The following is a 20464-nucleotide window of genomic DNA, read 5'->3' as shown; positions in this document are numbered from 1 at the left end:
ATGAAGAAAAACCCCACGCTCTTCCGGGCGCGGGGTTTTTGTTTTTCGGGGATGCGTGGAGCGACGGCGCGGCTTACGGCACCATCCCCGGCAGCACGTAGGCCTGCACGAGCGTGATCAGGCCGACGATTACGACGAACAGCAGGCTGTGACGCACCGTGAAGCGGAACAGCTCGGACTCCTTGCCGACGAGGCCGGTCGCCGCGCAGGCTACCGCGATCGACTGCGGCGAGATCATCTTCGCCGTGACGCCGCCCGTCGTGTTCGCGGCGACCGCGAGCGTTTCCGGCACGCCGAGCTGGTGCGCGGTCGTTTGCTGCAGCGAGCAGAACAGCGCATTCGACGACGTGTCCGAGCCCGTCAGGAACACGCCGAGCCAGCCGAGGAACGGCGAGAAGAACGGGAACGCGGCGCCGGTCGCGGCCAGCATCAGCGCGAGCGTCGACGACATCCCCGAGTAATTCGCGACGAACGCGAACGCGAGCACGAGGCCGATCGACAGGATCGGGCGCGTGAGTTCCGAGAGCGTTTCGCCGAACGTGACGAGCGCATCGCGCGGCTTCATTCGCAACAGCACCATCGAGATCAGCGCGGTCACGAGGATCGCACTGCCGACCGCCGACACGAGATCGATCTTCAGCACGGCCTCGAGCGCCTTCGGCGTCGCGGCGATCGGCGCGGTTTTCACGACCAGCTGGTCGAGCCCGGCCACATGGAACTTCAGCACGGTCGATGCGAGCGCGCCGTGCGCGGCGAACAGTGCCTTGAACGGCGCGATGCTCCACACGGTGACGACGGCGGTCAGGATCAGGAACGGCGACCATGCGCGCACGGTCTGCGCAAGCGTGTACGGCGACGCCTGACGGCTCGTGCGCGCACCCGCGCCGTTGCCGCCCGCGCCGAACCCGCCAAGCGCCGCGCCGCCGCCCGAAGCGACGATGCCGCCGGCCGTCTGCTTCGCGCTGCCCGGCTGCCACACCTTCAGGAAGGCGGCGAGCGCGACCAGGCTGACGAGCGACGACGTGATGTCAGGCAGCTCGGGCCCGATGTGGTTCGACGTGAAGTACTGCGTGATCGCGAAGCTGCCGCCTGCGACGAGCGCGGCCGGCCACGTCTGCCGCACGCCGCGCAGCCCGTCCATCATGAACACGAGCCAGAACGGCACCGCGAGCGACAGCAACGGCAACTGGCGCCCGGCCATCGCGCCGATGTGCATCGGGTCGATGCCCGTCACCTGTCCGGCGACGATGATCGGAATGCCCATTGCGCCGAACGCGACCGGCGCCGTGTTTGCAATCAGACACAGTCCTGCCGCGTGCAGCGGCTTGAAGCCGAGGCCGACCAGCAGCGCGGCCGTGATCGCGACGGGCGCGCCGAAGCCGGCGGCACCTTCGAGGAACGCGCCGAACGAGAAGCCGATCAGCAGCATCTGCAGCCGCTGGTCGTCGGTGATCGACAGCACCGATGCGCGGATGACGTCGAACTGGCCGGTCTTCACGACGATCTTGTACAGGAACACGGCCGCGACGATGATCCACGCGATCGGCCACAGGCCGTACGCGAAGCCGAAGCCGGCTGCCGCGAGCGCCTGCGGCACGGGCATCCCGTACGCGAGGATCGCGACGCCGAGCGATAGCAGCAGCGTGATCGCGGCGGCGACGTGCCCCTTCATCCGCAGCGCGGCGAGCGCGACGAAAAAGAAGATGATCGGAATTGCGGCGACGAACGCCGACAGCCCGAGGCTGCCGAGCGGGGTGTAGATCTGATGCCAAACCTGCATGGGTGTCTCCTCCATGGATTTCTATTGGTACGGGTTTGAAAACGGATGGGTCATTCGGGCTGGCCGCGTGCGCGCAGCAGGTCGGACAGGCTGCGCGGCGCGGGCGCGAGCGGCGTGCGGTGCTGGGTCCAGCCCATCTGCTTGGCGGGCGTCAGCGCACGCAGCCGCGTCGCGGTCCAGCGGAATGCGCGATACGCACGCGGATGCGCGAACGCACCCGACCAGAAGCGCCACACGAGGTCTTCCGCGCGGTTGTAGTTCGCGCCCTGGCCGCGCAGCGGATGCGCGACGGGTTCGTCGGGCTTGCGGTTCGCCTCGGTGCGCAGCCGCACGAGCAATTGCGGGATCGGAATCCGGACCGGGCACACCTCGCCGCATGCGCCGCACAGTGTCGACGCGGTCGGCAGATCGGCTGTCGCGTCGAGACCGAGCAGGTGCGGCGAGATGATCTTGCCGATCGGGCCCGGGTAGGTGGTGCCGTATGCGTGGCCGCCGATGCGCGTATAGACGGGGCAGTGGTTCATGCATGCGCCGCAGCGGATGCACTGCAGCGTCGCGCGCAGTTGTTCGTCCGCATACGCCTGCGTGCGGCCGTTGTCGAGCAGCACGAGATGCAGCTCGCGCGGGCCGTCGCGTTCGCCGTCGCGGCGCGGGCCGGAAATCAGGTTGAAGTAGGTCGTGATCGCCTGGCCGGTCGCCGAACGCGTGAGCAGGCTCGACAGCGGCACGACGTGCTCGAGTTTCTCGACGACCTTCTCGATCCCCATGATCGCGACATGCGTGTCGGGCACCGTCGTCGACAGCCGACCGTTGCCCTCGTTCTCGACGAGCCATAGCGTGCCAGTGTCGGCCGCCGCGAAGTTCACGCCGGACAGCCCGATGTCGGCCTCGGCGAACGCGCGGCGCAGCGCGCGCCGGCCGGTCTGGATCAGCTCGTCGACGTCCTCCGTGTAGCGCGTGCCGGGGATATGCTGCTCGAACAGCCCGGCGATGTCGCCGCGCGTCTTGTGGATCGCCGGCATCACGATATGCGACGGCTTCTCGCCCGCGAGCTGCACGATGAACTCGCCCATGTCGGACTCGATGCAGTCGACGCCGTGATCCGCGAGGTAATGGTTCAGCTCGATTTCCTCGCTCGCCATCGACTTGCCCTTGATCACGCGGCGTGCCTTCTTCGCCTGCGCGATGCCGAGCACGATCGCGTTCGCGTCGGCGGCCGTCTCGGCCCAGTGCACGTGGACGCCGGCTTCGGTTAGCTTCGCTTCCAGCCGCTCGAGCAGCGACGGCAGTTGCGCGAGCGCATGCTGCCGCACGGCTTCGCCGAGATCGCGTAATTGCTGCAGCTCGGTGTCGTCGGGGAACTGGGTTGCGCGCTTGCCTTGCAGGAAGTCCATCGCGCCGCGAAAGCTGCTGCGCAGTGCCGGATCGTCGAGCGCGGCGCGCGCGCGGGCCTTGAAGTCGCCGGGGGCGACGAATTGCAGCGGTTGGTCGCTCATCGCGGCAGGTCCTGGCAGGCGGTTGCGGTCGGTTCGGCGGCCGGTTCGGTGACGATCACGACCCAGAGGTTGCGCGGGCCGTGCGCGCCGTACGCAAGGGTCTGCTGGATGTCGGAGGTTTTCGACGGGCCCGACACCAGCACGACGTTGGTCGGCATGCCGGCGTGCCAGCGTTCCGCATGCACGGCCGCATGAAGGTCCGCATGCAGCGTGTTCGCATGCACGAGCGCGACGTGCAGCGGCGGCACCAGCGATACAGTGCGCGGTGTGCCGGGATCGGGGGCGAGCACGACCGTGCCGGTTGCCGCGATGCCCGAGCGCGCGACGGTGAAGCCCGCATCGATCGTGTCGAACAGCTCGGCCTTCCACGTGTCGATCGGACGGTCGAACGGCACCGGCGCAACCGCGTCGGGCAGCGCGCGCGCGAGTGCAGCGGATTCGGCGCGGGCCGGATCGAGCAGCAAGCGGCGCACGCCGGCTTCTGCGAGACGCGCGGCAAGCTGCACGGGCCACGCATCGGCGCTGGCGCACCAGACGTCCGCGTGCGACGCGGCGAGTGCAGCCTGCATCGTCTGCGCGAGCGCGTGAGGGTCGGGGGCGGCCGGCGCACGCCGTGCCGCGTAATGCATGTCGATGCGCGCATCGAGCGTGGGCGCGGCGCTCGCGGCGACGCCGGGAGCCGCGCTGCGCAGGCGCGCGAGGATTGCGTCGCGCGCGCTCATTGCCGATCTCCGCGCAGCGACGTAGCGCCGGCCGTGCGGCGCCACAGAAAGCTCGCGAGATGCTCGACGGGCAGCGCCGCGCCGGCCTTGGTCGCAGCGTGGCCGATGTTCAGCAGGCAGCCGCAGTCCGCCGACACGAGCCGGTCGCAGCCCGTCGCGCAGGCCGACGCGACCTTGTCTTGCACCATCGCGCCGGAGATGTCGGGATGCTTCAGCGAGAACGTGCCGCCGAAGCCGCAGCATTCGGATTCGCGTTCATGTTCGATGCGCGTGACGCCGGGCAGCGCATCGACGAGCGCGACGCCATGCACGCGCGTACCCATCTCGCGGCGGGCCGCGCACGACGTGTGCAGCACCACGCGTTCTTCCGGGCCGATGTTCGGGGGGAGGGCGTCCAGCCGTACGTCGAGCACCTGTACGAGGAATTCCGCGAGTTCGTAGGTGCGCTCCGCGATCGCGCGGGCCTTCGGGCCGTGCACGGGATCGTCGGCGAAGAGGGCCGGCCAATGGTGCCGGATCATGCCCGCGCACGAGCCGGACGGCACGATCACGGGCCATGCCTCGCCGAACAGGTCGAGCTGCGCGGCCGCGACGCGGCGCGCTTCGTCGGGATTGCCGCTGCTGTAGGCCGGCTGCCCGCAGCAGCTCTGGCCGCGCGGATAGTGGACGGTCAGGCCTTCGCGTTCCAGCAGGCGAACCGCGTCGAGCCCGGCTTCGGGGACGAACAGGTCGACCAGGCAGGTCGCGAACAGGTAGACGTGCGCGGGGACGGTGGCGGGGTAGTGCCTTTCGTTCATGTCTCGCTCCAGGGGCGACCGCCCGGCATCCGAATGCGGGGCGACGATTTCGCTGCATAATTCCCGCGACGGCGCCGCAACTCAAATTGGTTGGGCCAATCGGCGCGACGGACATTCCGGATGGAGAGGCGGCGATGGCGGCGATGACGGCACGGGGCAGGACCGAAGTGGTGATGCGCAAGATCGAGACGGCGCTGCTCGACGGCACGTGGCCGGCTGGCGCGCGGCTGCCGGCCGAGCGTGTGCTCGCCGAGCAGTACGGCGTGGCGCGCAATACGGTGCGCGAGGCGACCCAGCGGCTCGTCGCGCGCGGGTTGCTGCAGAGCCGGCGCGGCGCGGGCGTCTACGTGACGGATCAGCTGCGCGCGGGCATCGCGTCGCCGTGGGGCCAGCTGGTTGCCGATCATCCGGCGCTGCGCGACGACATTCTCGAATTCCGCCGTGTGCTCGAAGGCGCGACCGCGTATTTCGCCGCTCTGCGCGCCGACGCGAACGACCGGCGCCGGATCCGCACACTGCTGCGCGAACTCGAAACCGCGCATGCGAATGACGATGCGGCCGTCGAGGCATCGACCGACGCGAAGCTGCACGAGGCGATCGCGCTCGCGTCGCACAACACGATGTTCCTGCACCTGCACACGAGCGTGATCGGGATGCTGCGCGAGCACATCTCGATCAACGTCGCGGGGATGACGACGCACGACGAGCAGGCGTCCGAGCTGCTGTTGCTGCAGCACCGCGTGGTGTGCGACGCGATCTGCGCGCACCGGCCCGAGGAGGCGCGCACCGCGATGCAGACCCATATCGACTACGTGCGCAGCCACTTCGAGAGAAGTGGCGATGTGCCGTGAGATTGGTTGGACCGCCGGCGCTGCAGGCCCGCCTGACGGGCGCGTGCGCTGCGTTCACCTTTTCTGCGGGCCGCCGTGCGTAGTGCGGGCAGCGGCCTGGGGGCGCCGCGCGCGCCGGCCGCGCGATTGACCGGTTCGCCGGGCGCCCACTAGAATCGGCCGGAACCGCCCGTCAGCCGCACGCCGCGGCGATTGCGGACCCATTGATCCGCCTGTCGAGGAAGCTCTCGTGCTCACGTCTTTGATCCGGCGCGCGCCGGCCGCGCTCACGTGGCACGCCGCGTTCCGCCCGGCCCGCGCGCTGGCCGTCTGCGTGCTGCTGTCGCTGGTCGCCGCCTGTGCGACCCATCCGCCCGCCACGTCCCTCGATCGCCCTGTCTCCCACGCGTTGCCGCCCGATGCCGCGACGCCGCTGCGCGACGCGCTGGTCGCGCCGGAAGCCGCGCACCCGGGCGAGTCGGGCTTCCGGCTGTTGCCCGATGGCGCTACCGCGCTGCAGATGCGCATCGCGCTCGCGCGCGCGGCGACCCGGACGCTCGACATGCAGTACTACATCGCGACCGAGGACACGACCGGCAAGCTGCTGCTTGGCGCCGCGCTGTACGCGGCCGATCGCGGTGTGCGCGTGCGGATGCTGGTCGACGACCTGAACTTCCGCGACATCGACCGCGTCATGGCCGCGCTCAATACGCATCCGAACATCGAGATCCGCGTGTTCAACCCGTTCGGCGCGTCGCAGCACGGGATGGTCGAGCGCACGGCCAACTTCCTCACGCGTATCGACAACTTCACGCGCCGGATGCACAACAAGGCGATGATCGCGGACAACCAGATCGCGATCGTCGGCGGGCGCAACCTCGGCGACGAATACTTCAGCGCGAGCCCGACGCTGCAGTTCCGCGATCTCGACGTGCTGGCAGCCGGGCCCGTGACGAACGACATCTCGACGAGTTTCGACGACTACTGGGCGAGCGCGAGCAGCTATCCGCTGCGCGAGCTGAATCATCAGTCGTTCGACCCGAAGGATCTCGACGCGATGCGCGACGAGTTGCGCGACCACTGGCGCAAGTACGCGGACCCGTACAACGCGAAGCCGCTGAACGCGACGCCGCTCGCGCAGCAGATCGCGCGCGACGAGCTCGAGCTCGTGTGGGCGCCGGCCGAATTCAAGGTCGACGCACCGTCCAAGGTCGCGCGGCCGACCGACACCTACGTGAGTCCGCCGATGCGGCGCCTGGTCGAGCTGACGCACACCGCGAAAAAGGAGTTCCTCGTGTTTTCGCCGTACTTCGTGCCGCACGACGCGGGCGTGAAGATTCTCGGCGACATGACCGCGCGCGGCGTGCGCGTCGCGATCCTCACCAACTCGCTCGCCGCGACCGACGCGGTCGCCGTGCAGGCCGGCTACGCGCCGTATCGCGTGCCGCTGCTGCAGCGCGGCGTCGAGCTGTACGAATTCAAGGCGCAGCCGGGCTCGCCGCGCGCGCGCCTGTTCGGTTCGCGTTCGCGGGCGAGCCTGCATGCGAAGGCGTACGTGATCGACCGGCAGATCCTCGTGATCGGTTCGATGAACCTCGATCCGCGTTCCGCGCACCTGAATACGGAACTGGCGCTCGTGATCCACAGCCCGGCGATCGCGCAGCAGGCCGCGGCGATCTTCGCGCGCGCGACGCAGCCCGATGAGAGCTATCGCCTGAGCCTCGTGGCGCCGACGGGCTGGGGCACGCCCGAACTCGAGTGGACCGGGATGGACAACGGCACGTTGACGACCTATCACGTCGATCCGCATGCGGGGCTGATGCGCAACCTGATGACCGGCCTCTTCATCCTGCTGCCGGTCGACGACCAGTTGTAAGGGCCGGAACGGCTCGGGCCAAACCCGCGATACCGGTGCACGGGGAAAGGTGATATGGTTGTGCACGCAACTATATGCGTGTCGTGAAGGCGCCGTCGAACGGCTCGTGCAAGGCGGGCCGGAGCGGCGCGGAACGACACGCCGCATGCGCCGCACGACCCGCGTGCGACGCCAGGAGACGAGGGACGATGTGCGCAGCCGCCCGCGCGGTCGCGCCCGCCCGCAACCGGAGTGCCCCATGCAACGTGTACCGAACCAGCCGTTCACGCGTCCAGCCCGTTTCTCCGAAGCCGAATGGCAGGCGCGCGTGCAGCTCGCCGCCGCCTACCGGATCTTCGACCATCTCGGCTGGACCGAACTCATCTACAACCATATCTCGCTGCGCGTGCCGGGCGAGGACGCCCATTTCCTGATCAACCCGTTCGGGCTCCATTACCGCGAGGTATGTGCATCGAACCTCGTGAAGATCGACATCGACGGCAACGTGATCGGTCATTCCGACTGGCCGATCAACCCGGCCGGCTTTACGTTCCACAGCGCGATTCATGCGGCGCTGCCGGACGCGCACTGCGTGATGCACGTGCATACGACGCCGACGATGGCTGTGTGCTGCTCGCGCGAAGGGCTGTCGTTCACGAATTTCTATTCGGCGCAGCTGTACGGGAAGGTCGCGTATCACGATTTCGAGGGCATCACCGTGCATCTCGAAGAAGGGCGGCGCATCGTCGGGAGCGCGGGTGGGCGGCCCGTGCTGCTGCTGCGCAACCACGGGCCGGTGACGATCGGCGCGACGCTCGCGCAGACGTTCTCGCTGATGTGGCTGCTCAATCGTGCGTGCGAGGTACAGGTCGCGACCCGTGCGATCGGCGATGCGTTGCCGATCGCGCCGGCGGTGCTCGACGCATGCGTGCGCGATTCGCTGAATTTCGATCCGAAGCATGGCGCGGGGCAGGACGCATTCGACGCGCTGCAGCGCGTCGTCGACCGGATCGATCCCGGCTATCGCGCGTGACGCGGACGGCGCGCGCCGGCTAGAAGCGGTAGCCGATGCCGGCCTGGATCACGTCGGTGTCTCGGTTGTAGCGCGTGACCACGCGATTCAACGTGACGCGCGTGAGCCAGCGATCGGAGATCCGGTAGCTGGCCGAGATCGACGCGATGCCGGCGAACCGTCCGTCGCCGGGGCCCGGCTGGCCTTCGCGGTTGTGCTGGTCGACCGTGAAATACGCGCCGGCGCCGACCGACAGCGTGACCCTGTCGTTCAGGAACGCGCGCGTGAGCCAGAGCTCCGATGCGACCCCGTTGCGGCGGATCGCCTCTTTCGCGCCTTCGTACATCCACGTCGCGGTCCAGTCGATCGAGCGCGTGAGGCCGCGCCGGTATTCGAGGCTGCCGCCGAGCGCCGATGGCGACGAACGGCTGTTCAGGATCGTCTCGCCGAGCATCGCGGTGATTTCGTTGTTCGTGACCTTGCGCATGCGCGGCAGCGCGGTGTCGCGTGGGCCGGGCGTATCGGGCGCGTCGAGCTGGTAGCCGACGCCGAACATCACCGACGTCGTGTCGGGGCCGCTGAACACCTGCGCGCGGTTGAGCTGGAGCTGCGCGATCCAGCGGTGCGACGTGTAATATGCGGCGCGCACGCTCATCAGCACGCCCCAGCCGTGCGTGTTCGAGTAGCCGCGGCCTTCGGCGGCCGGCACCGTGTCGAAGTAGCGATACGGGCCCGCGCCGGCCGACAGCACGAAGCGACGGTTGTCGAGCGGCACGCGGCCCCAGAACTGGACTGCCTGGCCATCGCGGTGGTGATTCGGAATGTGTCCCTCGTTGTACCAGGCGAAGCCGAGCGCCGTATGTGCGCTCAGGCCTTCCTGATAGTCGAACGCCCATGAATACGAGCGGTCGCCGCCGCCCCACAGCGAGCCGGCGAACAGCGAGAATTCCTGCGCATCGACGGGCGCGCCGTACAGCGCGGCGACGGAGCAGAGGCCCGCCAGCATCGGGCGGACACGGAAGGGGCGGAGCGGGCGGGGGATCGGGAGACGGGTCGGCACGGTTCACTTTCCAGTCGTGACAACACGCGATCATTTTCCTGCGCGGGCAAGCCCGTGTCGACGCGGGTTTGCACAACAGCCTGTTACGTATCGTGACACCGCGCGGCGCGCGCAGCCTTATCGCATGCGGGCCGGCGGTGCGGGAGCCGGGTCGCGAAAATTGATTCGTCATACTTGGTAATTCGGTGCTGGATGTGCCCGTGACGATGTCGGCGCTGCGCGCATGCCGTGCGCGGCAGGCAAAAAAAACGCGGCCGGATGGCCGCGTAAATACTCGCAGACTCCTTCGGACGAAGGAAACAAGCAACTGTGAGGCGAAGTGTAGCGAAAGGCCGCGAGCGGATTCAGGGCCCGGGCTGCAAAGGTCTCTTCCAGGTTGCGGCAAGCTGCCGGATCCGCGGCGATCGACTACCATCATGGAGCGTCACCGGCCGGGTGGCGTACCACGTCGTACAAGGAGGATTCATGCCGAAGCTGCGTTTGCTCCAGGTGGCGTTACTTGCGGGTGTGCTGGCCGCTGGCAGCGCCGCCGCCGAAACGGTGCGCCTGTCTGCCAACCTGCAACCGTCGAGCGAAGTGCCGCCGACCGCGACGAAAGGCTCCGGCGCGGTCGACGCGACTTACGACACGGCCAGCCACATGCTGCGGTGGACCGTGACTTACGAACACCTCACGGGGCCGGCGACCGCCGCGCACTTCCATGGACCCGCGCCGGTCGGTCAGAACGCCGGCGTGCAGGTGCCGATTCCGAAGGACGAGCTCGCGAGCCCGATCAATGGCTCGAAGGCGCTCACCGACGCGCAGGTCACCGACCTGATGGGCGGCAAGTGGTACTTCAATATCCATACGAAGGAGCATCCGTCCGGCGAGATTCGCGGCCAGGTGATGCCGGCGAACTGACGCCGGCGAAGCGGCGCGCGAACCGGGCGGCGCGTTTGATGTAGAGCCTCCCGTCGAGCGGCGCCGGCGCGATCGCACGTACCATCGTCACACTGTGATGACGGAGTGCGTTCGATGAGTTGGCAAAGCAAGTTCGCGTGCTGGCTGCTGCGCTGGCAGTTTCGTCCCGAGACCACGCGTCCGGTGCTCGATCCCGCCCGTGCGCGGCGCTTCACGGATCTCAGGATGATCGTGCCGCGCCGGGTGCCGTCGGGCTACCGGCTGCGCGAATGCTACGGTCCCGGCGACGCACCGCTGCGCGGCGAGTGGCTCGAACGCATCGACGCGGCGCCCGCGCGCGGGCCGGGCCGCACGCTGCTGTACTTCCACGGCGGCGGCTACTACTTCTGTTCGACGAAAACCCATCGGCCGCTGGTATTCGGCCTGACGAAGCGCGCGGGCGTGCGCGCGTTCTCGCTCGATTACCGGCTCGCGCCCGAGCACCGCTTCCCGGCCGCGCTCGACGACGCGCTCGCCGCGTACCGGCAACTGCTCGCGCTTGGAATGCCGCCCGAATCGATCGTGTTCGGCGGCGACTCGGCGGGCGGCGGCCTCGCGCTTGCGACGCTCGTCGCGCTGCGCGATCGCGGCGAACCGCTGCCCGCCGGCGCGATCCTGTTCTCGCCGTGGACGGACCTGGCCGGCACGGGCGGCACGATGCGCACCAACGACGGCCGCGACCCGATGTTCGCGGGCGCGGCGCTGCCGAAGGCGGCCAAGCTGTACCTCGGGGACGAGGCGGCGACGCATCCGTACGCGTCGCCGTTCTATGCGGATTTCACCGGGCTGCCGCCGCTGTATATCCAGGTCGGCAGCACCGAAGTGCTGCTCGACGATTCGCGCCGCGTCGCCGACAAGGCGAAGGCGGCCGGCGTGCCGGTGGACATCGAGATCTGGCCGGACATGCCGCACGTATGGCAGCTCTATACGCCGATGGTGCCGGAGTCGCGCGATGCGCTCGACCGGGCGGCCGCGTTCCTGCGCCGTGTTGCGGTCGAACGGGCGGTTCAGCGCGTCGGCGAGGCGTCGATCGCCTGATACGCGGCCTTCACGGCCGCCGAGCCGTACTTGCGCTCGAGCCGGCGCACGGTGAAGTGGCCGTGCGCCATTTGCTGGAAGTGGTCGATGAACAGCGTGTTGACGGTCGCGCCGAGCACCGCGCCGATCGCAGGGATCGACTTCGCGGCCATCTGCTCGGTCACTTGCACCGAAAAACGTGACGCCACCGTCTGCACAAGCTTGAACACCGCCGCCGAGCTGTGCGCGGCGATCCCTTTCGTCGTGATGTCCGACGATGCCTTCGAAATCGCCTGCGCGAGCGCGCCGCGCAGCACAAAATAGCCGAGATCGGCTTCGTCGTCGTGCCTGTCCGGGTTGCCGCCCATGCCGAGCACGGCCAGGCATTGCAATTGCGTATCCACCGAGCCCAGGTCCTCGCCCTCGCTGCGCGCGATGTCGCAAACCGAGCGGAAGATCAGCGTGGTCGTCACCGGCAGCTCGACCGGCAGCGCGAGGAAGCCGAACGCGCCGCCTGCCGCACCCGTCGTGGCGACCGCCAGCTTGTGCAGCAGGTTGCTCGGCTTGTCCGGTTCGGCATCCGGCCCCGGCGGCTTGCCGAGCGTGCGCAGTGCGATGTTCAGGCACTTGCGCAGCGCGAGCTGCGTCGCGTCGTTGATCTTGCCGGTCGCGAAGTCGGGCAGCCGCGCGATCATCTTCTCGACCGGCGCGCCCAGCACGCCCGTCAGCTTCATCGTCAGCGACGGGCTTTCCAGTACCTGCTTCGCGCGCCGCAGCGCGTCCCGGTCGTCAGGCGACAGCGTCGTCGCGGGCGTGATTGAAATCGGTTCCATCTTTCTCCTTCGGGGCCGGGGGCCGGTTGAGCCGTCGCCAACCTAGATTACTCCGGCATGCTAGAATTTTGAGATTATTTGACTCGTCAAAAGTTGCATCAACAAAAAATGGCCGTCCATACTGCCGCCCACCATTCGAGCGGGCAAGTCCTGCCGTTCCGCGAATCGCTGCTCGCGATGATCGGGATCTCGTTCGTTACCATGCTCGTCGCGCTCGACCAGACGGTCGTCGGCACCGCGCTGCCGACCATCGTCGCCGAGTTGAGGGGCTTCGACCTGTACGCATGGGTTGCGACGTCGTACCTGCTCAGTTCCGTGATTACCGTGCCGATCTTCGGCCGGCTCGGCGACTATTACGGCCGCAAGCCGTTCGTGATCGCGTCGATCGTCGTGTTCACCGGCGCGTCGGTGCTCTGCGGGATGGCCAACGACATGCTGTATCTGGTGCTCGCACGCGGCCTGCAGGGCATCGGCGGCGGGATGCTGGTCGGCACCGCGTTCGCGTGCATTCCCGACTTGTTCCCCGATTCCGTCGTGCGGCTGCGCTGGCAGGTGCTGATGAGCTCCGCGTTCGGCATCGCCAACGCGGTCGGGCCGTCGCTGGGCGGGATCCTGACCCAGTCGTTCGGCTGGCGCTCGGTGTTCTACGTGAACCTGCCGGTCGGCCTGCTGTCGCTGTTCTTCGTGTGGCGCTACCTGCCGCACCTGCGGCACGTCGAGCACGACCGCAAGATGCGGCTCGACTGGCCCGGCGCGCTGCTGATCGCGCTGTCGCTCGGCGCGCTGCAGCTGTTCGTCGAATGGCTGCCGAAGTACGGCGTGATGAGCTGGGCGTCGCTGCTGCTGGTCGTCTCGGTCGGCGCCGGCGTCGGCTTGTGGCATTGGGAAAAGCGCTGCGCGCAGCCGATCCTGCCGTTCGACATGTTCGGCAACCGCGCGCTGTCCGCGCTGTTCGTGCTCGCGATTCTCGCGGGCTTCTCGATGTTCTCGCTGCTGTTCTATGCGCCGCTCCTGTTCCAGGGCGGCTTCGGGATGTCGCCGAAGGAGGCGGGGCTCGTAATCACGCCGCTCGTCGTGTTCATCACGATCGGCAGCATCATGAACGGACGGGTCGTCACGCGCATCCGCAATCCGAACGCGATGCTGCACGTCGGTTTCGTGCTGTTCGCGATCGCGTGCGCGGGCATCGTCGTGTCGACGCATGCAACGCCGACCTGGGTGCTGATGGCGCTGATGGTCTCGGGCGGCATCGGCCTGGGCTTCGTGCTGCCGAACCTCACCGTGTTCGCGCAGCAGACGGCCGGCCGCGAGCACCTCGGCATCGCGACCGCGCTGCTGCAGTCGCTGCGGATGGTCGGCGGGATGATCGGCACCGCGCTGACGGGCACGCTCGTCAACCAGCTGTATTCGAGCGGCGTGCGCGATGCGCTGTCGGGCGACCACGCAATGCAGTGGCATGCGCAGCTCGCCGATCCGCAGATCCTGATCGATCGCGCGGCGCAGGGCGGTCTCGTCGCCGCGCTCACGCGCGCCGGGCATAATGGCGCGCTGCTGCTGGAAGCGGCCCGCGAATCGCTGGTCGGTGCGATTCACCTGGGCGTCGCGATGGCGGCCGTCGTTGCCGTCGTGTCGGTGTGGCAGTGCCGCCGCGTGCCGCCGGTCGCGCTGCGGCACAAGATCGAGCCGCATGTCGCGGCCGATTGATCGATTGAATGAATAGAACTCAGCGCATGGAAGAACAGGACCGCGTCGCGATCTTGCAGCAATTCGGACGCACGTATCGCGCGTTCATGACCGCGTTCGAAACGCACGTCGGGCAGCCGATGCCGCGCTGGCGGATCATGGTCGCGCTGCACACGCTGGGCGGGCATTCGTCGCAGAAGAAGCTCGTCGAGGTGCTGCGCATCGATCCGGGCGCGCTCACGCGCCAGCTGAAGTCGCTCGACGCGCTCGGCTGGATCGAGCGCGCGTCCGACGCACGCGACAACCGCGTGACCAACGTGACGCTCACAGCCGACGGCCGCGCCGCATTCGACGCGTGTTTGCCGCGCCGCAAGGCATTCCTCGATCAGACGATGGCGCAATTGCCGGACGACGTGCTCAGTGCGCTGTCGGGCGCGCTGGCGATGCTGGAGTCGCGTATCGCGGACGTCGCGTCCACGCCGGCGTCGCACTGAACGGCGCGGCGGGAACGGGCAGGAAGCAGGGGCGGGCTGGAGAAGGCGCGGCACGGAGCAGCACGCCCCGGCTGTGAGCGACCGGAGCACGGGTCGCGCGAACCCGCCGCCGGCCGGCCTTTCATTTCACTTCGTTTACAGCTCGATGCGCGTGCCCAGCAGCGCGAGGAACTGCGCGATCCATGCCGGATGCGCGGGCCACGCGGGTGCGGTGACGAACGGCGCATCGGTCACGGCTGCATCGACCGGGATGTCCGCGTATTCGCCGCCTGCGAGCTTCACTTCGGGCGCGCAGGCCGGGTAGGCCGAGATGCGCTTGCCGCGGATCACGTCGGCGGCCGCGAGCAGTTGCGCCGCATGGCAGATCGCGGCGATCGGCTTGCCGGCCTGCGCGAACGCGCGCACCAGCGCGATCACCTTCGAATCGAGCCGCAGGTATTCGGGCGCACGGCCGCCCGCGATCGCGAGCGCGTCGTAGCCGGACGCATCGACGTCGTCGAACGTTGCGTTCAGCGTGAACTGGTGGCCGGGTTTTTCGGTGTAGGTCTGGTCGCCTTCGAAATCGTGGATCGCGGTCTTGACCTTGTCGCCCGCGCGCTTGCCCGGGCAGACTGCATCGACGTGATGGCCGACGGCCTGCAGCGCCTGGAACGGCACCATCGTTTCGTAGTCTTCGGCGAAATCGCCGGTCAGGAACAGGATCTTCTTCGCGGCCATGGCTTTCTCCATTGAACAGCGTTGAGGGCCCGTTCGCGTCGTGTGCGGCAGACGGTGCAACGGCGGCGAAGCGGCCCCGAGGACGAAAGCGCAGTGTACTCCGGCAGATTGAAGCGCGCGTGACGGCCGCCCCGTGCGGCGGCGGGGCGGTGGCGTGGCGCGTGCGGCGCGTCAGAAGAAGGTTTCGACGACTTCCGTCACGCGGAACTGCGGATCGAGGACGAGCAGCTGGCGCCACTTGTCGAATGTCAGGCACGGGTGCGAGATGTCGAACGCGACCATGTCGCCGACCTTCACGTCCGCGCCCGGCGGGATCTGCAGGTACGCGTGCTGGTCCATCATCCCGGTGACCGCCCAGCCTTCGCTCGCGGCGACTTCACGCGGCGCGCTGTCGCGGCCCGGACGGAAATGCCGCGCCGGCTCGGGCAGGCCCGCGTCGAAAGCGGCGTCGCGCTTGCCGAGCGCGATGATCGCGCGATCCTGCTCCGGCACCGACTGCACGTACGCCCACAGTTGCAGCGCCGGCAGCAGCCCTTCGCCCATCTTGCGTGCGATCGGGTTGCGCGCGAACACGTCGGTCTGTGCCTTCTTGTAGATGCCGACGTCGTGCGTCAGGTAGCAGCCCGGACGCAGCACGACTTCCGCGAAACCCGCGTCGGATGCCTTCGCGAATTCCTCCGCGACCACGTCGTACCAGGCCGAGCCCGCGCCCGACAGGATCGCCGGCGTGCGCGCGAAGCGGCCTGCTTCGGCCAGCTCGCGCGTGAGCGCGACCGCGCCCTGCAGGAACGCGCGGATCTCGCCTTCCTCCTTCAGCACGCCTTCGTAGAGTTCGATGCCGGCCAGCTTCAGCGTGTCCGGATAGCGCGCGATCGCATCGAGCACCGCCTGGCGCTGCGCGGCATCGCGCACGCCCGCGCGGCCGCCCGGCACGCCGAGTTCGATCAGCACGTTCAGCGATTTCTTCGCGTCGCCGAAGAAGCGGCCGAGCTGGTCGACGCTGTCGGCAGAATCGACGAGGCAGAAAAACTCGAAATCGGGATCGGACAAGAGCCCCGCAATGATCGTCATGTTCTGGCGGCCGACCAACTGGTTCGCGAGCAGCACGCGCCGCACGCCGCCGTGATACGCGGCCTGCGTCTGATGCGCGGTCGCGAGCGTGATGCCCCATGCGCCGGCGTCAAGCTGGCGGCGGAACAGTTGCGGCGCCATCGTCGTTTTGCCATGCGGCGCGAACTGGACACCGTACTGCTGGACAAATGCCTGCATCCAGTTCAGGTTGTGTTCGATGCGATCCGCGTACAGCACCGCGGCCGGCAGGCTGACGTCTTCCGCGAGCAGGTTCCACTCGAGACGGCCCGCGTCGTCGAGCCGCACGCTCGCGCTCGGGACGTTGCCGAGACCCTTGCCCAACGGATCGATCGTCGGCTCCTGATAGTTTGTAACTTTCATGTAATCGCGCTCCATCATCACTGTGCATTGCATTGAAGTTGACACGCAGATGGTACAGAAAGTAGCATCTGCGCGGTAATGTTATTTAGTAACATCAAGCTCCGCATCCCTTTCGGCAGATGAATACGCCCGCTATCCCGTCCGTTCCGTCCGGCGCCGAGCAACCGGCTCCGGTCGCCCCGCCGGTCCTCGACATCGTCGCGCGGATCGCCGAATGCGCGCCCGAGTTGCGCGAGGCCGAGCGCAAGGTCGCCGCGTTCATCCTCGCCGATCTCGCGCGCGCCGCGCATGCGAGCATCGGCGCGCTGGCACGCGACGCGGAAGTCAGCGTCGCGACGGTCACGCGTTTCGCGAAGGCCGTCGGCTGCCGCGACGTGCGCGAACTCAAGGTGCTCGTCGCGCAGGCGGCGGCCGTCGGCCAGCGCTTTCTGGTGCCGTCCGACGACGGTCCCGCGGAAGACGCGAGCCCCGCGTCGGTCGTCTACGACGAAATCCGCGTGGCGCTCGCGCACAACCATCAATTGCTGCGCAACACGTCGTTCGACGCGGCTGCTGGCCTGCTCGCCGGCGCGAAGATGATCTATGTGTACGGGCAGGGCGGCGGCTCGACCGCGCTCGCCGACGAACTGCGTTTCAGGCTCGTGCGTTTCGGCCGGCCGGTCGCGAGCTACCAGGACAGCCTGCTGCAGCGGATGGTGTCCGCGACGCTGTCGCGCGACGCCGTGGTCGTCGCGCTGTCGGTCAGCGGCCGCGTGCCCGAGCTGCTCGAGAGCTGCCGGCTTGCGAAGCGCTACGGCGCGAAGCTGATCGCGATCACCGCGCCGGCGTCGCCGCTCGCGAAGCTCGCCGACCACCTGATTCCGGTCGTCGCATTCGAAACCGATTTCATTTACAAGCCTTCGACATCGCGCTACGCGATGATGATGGCGATCGACGTGCTCGTCACCGGAGTCGCGCTGCGGCTCGGCGATGCGGGCCGGGAATCGTTGCGCCGCATCAAGCATGCGCTCGATGCGCATCGTGGCGGCGGAGACCGTCAACCGGTAGGAGACTGACCATGCATTCGCATCCCGAAGCCGCCGATACGCTGATCGTCGGCGCGCAGCTGTACGACGGCACCGGCGCGCCGCCCGTCACGCGCGACGTCGCGATCCGCAACGGCGTGATCGCGGCGATCGGCAACCTGTCGAACTGGCTCGCCGAGACCGTCGTCGATGCGAACGGCCGCGCGCTCGCGCCGGGCTTCGTCGACGTGCACACGCATGACGACACGCACGTGATCCGTGCACCCGAGATGCTGCCGAAGATCTCGCAGGGCGTGACGACCGTGATCGTCGGCAACTGCGGGATCAGCGCGTCGCCCGTGACGCTCGCGGGCAACCCGCCGGACCCGATGAACCTGCTGGGCGAGCGCGACGCATTTCGCTACCCGACCTTCGCCGACTACGTCGCCGCCGTGAACGCCGCGCGTCCGGCCGTCAACGTCGCGGCGCTCGTCGGGCACACCGCACTGCGCAACAACCAGATGGACCGCCTCGACCGCGCGGCGACCGACGGCGAAATCGCCGGGATGCGCGCGCAGCTTGAAGAGGCGCTCGCGAACGGCGCACTCGGATTGTCGTCGGGCCTTGCGTACGGCTCCGCGTTTGCGGCACCGGCCGAGGAAGTGATGGCGCTTGCCGAGCCGCTCGCGAACGCGGGCGCGCTGTACACGACTCATATGCGCACCGAGTTCGACGCGATCCTCGACGCGATGGACGAGGCATACCGCGTTGGCCGTCACGCGCAGGTGCCGGTCGTGATCTCGCACCTGAAGTGCGCGGGCCCGTCGAACTGGGGGCGCAGCACCGAGGTGCTCGCGTCGCTCGAAGGCGCGCGTCGCTACCAGCCAGTCGGTTGCGACTGCTATCCGTACAGCCGCAGTTCGTCGACGCTCGACCTGAAGCAGGTGACGGGCGACATCGACATCACGATCACGTGGTCGGAGCCGCATCCGGAAGTTGCCGGCAAGCTGCTGAAGGCGATCGCGGCCGACTGGGGCGTGACCGAGCAGGAGGCCGCCCAGCGGATCCGCCCGGCCGGCGCCGTGTACCACAACATGTCCGAGGACGACGTGCGCCGGATCCTGTCCCACCCGGCGACGATGGTCGGCTCGGACGGCCTGCCGAACGATCCGCTGCCGCATCCACGGCTGTGGGGTGCGTTTCCGCGCGTGCTCGGCCATTACGTGCGCGACACGAACCTGCTGCCGCTCGAGGAAGCGATCCGCAAGATGACGTCGCTGTCCGCGCGCCGCTACGGGATCGCGCGGCGCGGCGAAGTGCATGTCGGCTACCACGCGGATCTCGTGCTGTTCGATCCGGCGTGCGTGATCGACGCCGCGACGTTCGAGAAGCCGCAGCAACCCGCGCACGGGATCGACGCCGTGTGGGTGAACGGCGTGCTGACTTATGAGAACGGCCAGCCGACCGGCGAGCGCGCCGGCGGTTTCGTCGCGCGCGGCGAGCGCGTGCCGGCGAGTGCCGACGCCGCGTTCTGAGCGCGGTCTTGATTCGATCTGCCGCGCGCGCCAGGGTCGGTGCGCGCATCCGCAACCGTGCGTTGCATGGGGCGGGAGCAGGCGCCGATGCGCCGGCTCCGGCCGACAAACAAGGAGTGAAGCGATGAAGCGATATGGTGTAGGCGAAGCGAAGGGTACCGGCGGCCAGGTGATGCCGTTTGCGCGTGCGGTCGAGGCCGATGGCTGGCTGTACGTGTCGGGCCAGACGCCGATGGTGAACGGCGAGGTCGTCGAAGGCGGGATCGTCACGCAGTCGAAGCAGACGATCGAGAACGTGATCGCGATCCTGAAGGAAGCCGGTTACGGCCTCGAGCACGTCGTGCGCTGCGGCGTGTGGCTCGACGACGCACGCGATTTCGCGTCGTTCAACAAGGTGTTCGTGTCGTACTTCGGCGAGAACCCGCCGGCACGCGCATGCGTGCAGTCGAGCATGGTCATCGACTGCAAGGTCGAGGTCGATTGCATCGCGTATAAGGCGCCGGCGAAGTAACGCGCGAGGGCGAATGGTTGTGTGACGAGGCCGGCGCATTGATGTGCGCCGGCCTCGTTGCGTCTGGGCGGAGCCGATGCGTGGACGAGGGCGATCGGATGGGCGGCGGCGTTCAAATGCAGCGAGGTTGACGCGGGGTACGAGAGGCACCGGAATTTTGCATTGCGTGACGAAATTTTTTCGATGAGGCTCGACGTGACATGCCTGTCTGGCGGGCTGCGTCGGTGATCGGCACGGGTGCACGGCGCGATCGCCAAATACAATCGCCTTGTCGAACCGGACGGCAAGGTGTTTTGCTGGAAAGCATGCGTTGGGACGAGATCGAGGTATTTGTCAGATCGGAGGTCGGGCTCGGTAAATCGATGCCGCTGTCCGCTGCCATGAGGCTTTGGGAGGATCTTGGCCAGACCGGCGACGAGGCCGACGATTTCATGGGCCATTTTTTTGAGCGCTTTTCCATCGATACCGGCGACTTCGATTTTCACCGGTATTTCCTGATGGAAGGCGAGGGGCCGCTCTATTCGCTGTTTCGGAGATGGGTACTTCGGAAACCGCACGATCTCAAACGGGAACCGATCACACTGGCGATGCTCTACCGCGCGGTGGTTGACCGGAAATGGGGCACCAGACGATTGGCCGAGCTGCCGTGAAAGGCCGGATGAATGGCGTGCGTGACGGGGGAGGGCCTGAACGCAAGCGATTGGGCGGAAAGATTGCGGCGATATGA

Annotated in this window: 19 protein-coding genes; 11 read left to right on the top strand and 8 right to left on the bottom strand. The window is 68.0% G+C overall.

What is annotated here, in order from left to right:
• Nucleotides 1–73: 73 nt before the first annotated feature.
• The 4 genes from DIE13_RS21490 to DIE13_RS21475 are packed head-to-tail and all read right to left on the bottom strand — an operon-like array spanning nucleotide 74 to nucleotide 4795.
• On the bottom strand, nucleotides 74–1780 hold the full coding sequence (locus DIE13_RS21490) for a lactate permease LctP family transporter (protein WP_124829055.1): 1707 nt from the start codon (nucleotides 1778–1780) through the stop codon (nucleotides 74–76).
• A 50-nt stretch (nucleotides 1781–1830) separates the two neighbouring features.
• A complete protein-coding gene (locus tag DIE13_RS21485; RefSeq protein ID WP_124829053.1) occupies nucleotides 1831–3276 on the bottom strand; it encodes a LutB/LldF family L-lactate oxidation iron-sulfur protein in 1446 nt (481 codons plus the stop codon).
• A complete protein-coding gene (locus DIE13_RS21480) occupies nucleotides 3273–3998 on the bottom strand; it encodes an LUD domain-containing protein (RefSeq protein ID WP_124829051.1) in 726 nt (241 codons plus the stop codon). Before DIE13_RS21480 ends, DIE13_RS21485 begins: the two co-directional genes overlap by 4 nt.
• Complete coding sequence (locus DIE13_RS21475; RefSeq protein WP_124829049.1) at nucleotides 3995–4795, bottom strand: (Fe-S)-binding protein; 801 nt, start codon at nucleotides 4793–4795, stop codon at nucleotides 3995–3997. The genes DIE13_RS21480 and DIE13_RS21475 overlap by 4 nt, the downstream gene beginning before the upstream one ends.
• Before the next feature lie 134 nt (nucleotides 4796–4929).
• On the opposite strand from DIE13_RS21475, the gene DIE13_RS21470 reads away from it, so the two are divergent.
• The 3 genes from DIE13_RS21470 (at nucleotide 4930) to DIE13_RS21460 (ending at nucleotide 8513) form a co-directional block, all read left to right on the top strand.
• Nucleotides 4930–5646, top strand: coding sequence for a FadR/GntR family transcriptional regulator (locus DIE13_RS21470; protein ID WP_124829047.1), 717 nt, complete (start codon nucleotides 4930–4932; stop codon nucleotides 5644–5646).
• Between the two features lie 229 nt (nucleotides 5647–5875).
• Nucleotides 5876–7501 carry a phospholipase D family protein gene (locus DIE13_RS21465; protein ID WP_124829045.1) on the top strand — a complete coding sequence of 542 codons (1626 nt, stop codon included), beginning with the start codon at nucleotides 5876–5878 and terminating at the stop codon, nucleotides 7499–7501.
• 238 nt (nucleotides 7502–7739) lie between these two features.
• A complete protein-coding gene (locus tag DIE13_RS21460; protein WP_124829043.1) occupies nucleotides 7740–8513 on the top strand; it encodes a class II aldolase/adducin family protein in 774 nt (257 codons plus the stop codon).
• A gap of 19 nt (nucleotides 8514–8532) precedes the next feature.
• Here the strand turns inward: DIE13_RS21460 and DIE13_RS21455 are convergent, their stop codons facing one another.
• The gene (locus tag DIE13_RS21455; RefSeq protein WP_124829041.1) at nucleotides 8533–9498 is read right to left on the bottom strand and encodes a hypothetical protein; all 966 of its coding nucleotides are present in this window, start codon (nucleotides 9496–9498) and stop codon (nucleotides 8533–8535) included.
• Between the two features lie 519 nt (nucleotides 9499–10017).
• Here DIE13_RS21455 and DIE13_RS21450 point away from each other — a divergent pair.
• Together DIE13_RS21450 and DIE13_RS21445 are read left to right on the top strand one after the other, a co-directional pair.
• The gene (locus tag DIE13_RS21450) at nucleotides 10018–10452 is read left to right on the top strand and encodes a CHRD domain-containing protein (protein WP_124829039.1); all 435 of its coding nucleotides are present in this window, start codon (nucleotides 10018–10020) and stop codon (nucleotides 10450–10452) included.
• 114 nt (nucleotides 10453–10566) lie between these two features.
• Nucleotides 10567–11529, top strand: a complete 963-nt coding sequence (locus DIE13_RS21445; RefSeq protein WP_124829037.1) for an alpha/beta hydrolase — start codon at nucleotides 10567–10569, stop codon at nucleotides 11527–11529.
• Here the strand turns inward: DIE13_RS21445 and DIE13_RS21440 are convergent.
• Nucleotides 11499–12341 carry an EcsC family protein gene (locus tag DIE13_RS21440; protein ID WP_124829035.1) on the bottom strand — a complete coding sequence of 281 codons (843 nt, stop codon included), beginning with the start codon at nucleotides 12339–12341 and terminating at the stop codon, nucleotides 11499–11501. The genes DIE13_RS21445 and DIE13_RS21440 overlap by 31 nt on opposite strands.
• A gap of 108 nt (nucleotides 12342–12449) precedes the next feature.
• Between DIE13_RS21440 and DIE13_RS21435 the strand changes: the two genes are divergently transcribed.
• Both DIE13_RS21435 and DIE13_RS21430 read left to right on the top strand, forming a co-directional pair.
• Nucleotides 12450–14045 carry an MDR family MFS transporter gene (locus DIE13_RS21435; protein ID WP_124829033.1) on the top strand — a complete coding sequence of 532 codons (1596 nt, stop codon included), beginning with the start codon at nucleotides 12450–12452 and terminating at the stop codon, nucleotides 14043–14045.
• 26 nt (nucleotides 14046–14071) lie between these two features.
• Nucleotides 14072–14518, top strand: coding sequence for a MarR family winged helix-turn-helix transcriptional regulator (locus DIE13_RS21430; RefSeq protein ID WP_124829031.1), 447 nt, complete (start codon nucleotides 14072–14074; stop codon nucleotides 14516–14518).
• A gap of 135 nt (nucleotides 14519–14653) precedes the next feature.
• Here the strand turns inward: DIE13_RS21430 and DIE13_RS21425 are convergent, their stop codons facing one another.
• Nucleotides 14654–15235, bottom strand: coding sequence for a DJ-1/PfpI family protein (locus tag DIE13_RS21425; RefSeq protein ID WP_124829029.1), 582 nt, complete (start codon nucleotides 15233–15235; stop codon nucleotides 14654–14656).
• A 171-nt stretch (nucleotides 15236–15406) separates the two neighbouring features.
• Complete coding sequence (locus DIE13_RS21420) at nucleotides 15407–16687, bottom strand: amino acid deaminase (RefSeq protein WP_124829027.1); 1281 nt, start codon at nucleotides 16685–16687, stop codon at nucleotides 15407–15409.
• A gap of 119 nt (nucleotides 16688–16806) precedes the next feature.
• On the opposite strand from DIE13_RS21420, the gene DIE13_RS21415 reads away from it, so the two are divergent.
• From DIE13_RS21415 to DIE13_RS21400, 4 genes are all read left to right on the top strand, one after another.
• Nucleotides 16807–17742, top strand: a complete 936-nt coding sequence (locus tag DIE13_RS21415) for a MurR/RpiR family transcriptional regulator (RefSeq protein WP_124829025.1) — start codon at nucleotides 16807–16809, stop codon at nucleotides 17740–17742.
• Nucleotides 17743–17744: 2 nt separating this feature from the next.
• Complete coding sequence (locus tag DIE13_RS21410; protein ID WP_124829023.1) at nucleotides 17745–19226, top strand: amidohydrolase family protein; 1482 nt, start codon at nucleotides 17745–17747, stop codon at nucleotides 19224–19226.
• Nucleotides 19227–19350: 124 nt separating this feature from the next.
• Nucleotides 19351–19737 (top strand): RidA family protein, encoded by a 387-nt coding sequence (locus tag DIE13_RS21405; RefSeq protein WP_057926573.1) that lies wholly within the window; start codon nucleotides 19351–19353, stop codon nucleotides 19735–19737.
• Between the two features lie 200 nt (nucleotides 19738–19937).
• Nucleotides 19938–20387: a DUF1493 family protein gene (locus tag DIE13_RS21400; RefSeq protein ID WP_233409928.1), complete on the top strand. Its 450-nt coding sequence runs from the start codon at nucleotides 19938–19940 to the stop codon at nucleotides 20385–20387.
• Nucleotides 20388–20464 lie beyond the last annotated feature (77 nt).

Source organism: Burkholderia sp. Bp9016 (assembly GCF_003857765.1).
Lineage (GTDB): Bacteria > Pseudomonadota > Gammaproteobacteria > Burkholderiales > Burkholderiaceae > Burkholderia.
Note: the sequence above shows the minus strand (reverse complement) of the source record. Positions and strands in the feature narration are given on the sequence as shown.

Bases quoted from the DNA above. Each gene is read 5' to 3' on its own strand.
- DIE13_RS21490 (WP_124829055.1), bottom strand. From the start codon at position 1,780: ATGCAGGTTTGGCATCAGATCTACACCCCGCTCGGCAGCCTCGGGCTG.
- DIE13_RS21485 (WP_124829053.1), bottom strand. From the start codon at position 3,276: ATGAGCGACCAACCGCTGCAATTCGTCGCCCCCGGCGACTTCAAGGCC.
- DIE13_RS21480 (WP_124829051.1), bottom strand. From the start codon at position 3,998: ATGAGCGCGCGCGACGCAATCCTCGCGCGCCTGCGCAGCGCGGCTCCC.
- DIE13_RS21475 (WP_124829049.1), bottom strand. From the start codon at position 4,795: ATGAACGAAAGGCACTACCCCGCCACCGTCCCCGCGCACGTCTACCTG.
- DIE13_RS21470 (WP_124829047.1), top strand. From the start codon at position 4,930: ATGGCGGCGATGACGGCACGGGGCAGGACCGAAGTGGTGATGCGCAAG.
- DIE13_RS21460 (WP_124829043.1), top strand. From the start codon at position 7,740: ATGCAACGTGTACCGAACCAGCCGTTCACGCGTCCAGCCCGTTTCTCC.
- DIE13_RS21455 (WP_124829041.1), bottom strand. From the start codon at position 9,498: ATGCTGGCGGGCCTCTGCTCCGTCGCCGCGCTGTACGGCGCGCCCGTC.
- DIE13_RS21450 (WP_124829039.1), top strand. From the start codon at position 10,018: ATGCCGAAGCTGCGTTTGCTCCAGGTGGCGTTACTTGCGGGTGTGCTG.
- DIE13_RS21445 (WP_124829037.1), top strand. From the start codon at position 10,567: ATGAGTTGGCAAAGCAAGTTCGCGTGCTGGCTGCTGCGCTGGCAGTTT.
- DIE13_RS21440 (WP_124829035.1), bottom strand. From the start codon at position 12,341: ATGGAACCGATTTCAATCACGCCCGCGACGACGCTGTCGCCTGACGAC.
- DIE13_RS21435 (WP_124829033.1), top strand. From the start codon at position 12,450: ATGGCCGTCCATACTGCCGCCCACCATTCGAGCGGGCAAGTCCTGCCG.
- DIE13_RS21430 (WP_124829031.1), top strand. From the start codon at position 14,072: ATGGAAGAACAGGACCGCGTCGCGATCTTGCAGCAATTCGGACGCACG.
- DIE13_RS21425 (WP_124829029.1), bottom strand. From the start codon at position 15,235: ATGGCCGCGAAGAAGATCCTGTTCCTGACCGGCGATTTCGCCGAAGAC.
- DIE13_RS21420 (WP_124829027.1), bottom strand. From the start codon at position 16,687: ATGAAAGTTACAAACTATCAGGAGCCGACGATCGATCCGTTGGGCAAG.
- DIE13_RS21415 (WP_124829025.1), top strand. From the start codon at position 16,807: ATGAATACGCCCGCTATCCCGTCCGTTCCGTCCGGCGCCGAGCAACCG.
- DIE13_RS21410 (WP_124829023.1), top strand. From the start codon at position 17,745: ATGCATTCGCATCCCGAAGCCGCCGATACGCTGATCGTCGGCGCGCAG.
- DIE13_RS21405 (WP_057926573.1), top strand. From the start codon at position 19,351: ATGAAGCGATATGGTGTAGGCGAAGCGAAGGGTACCGGCGGCCAGGTG.
- DIE13_RS21400 (WP_233409928.1), top strand. From the start codon at position 19,938: ATGCCTGTCTGGCGGGCTGCGTCGGTGATCGGCACGGGTGCACGGCGC.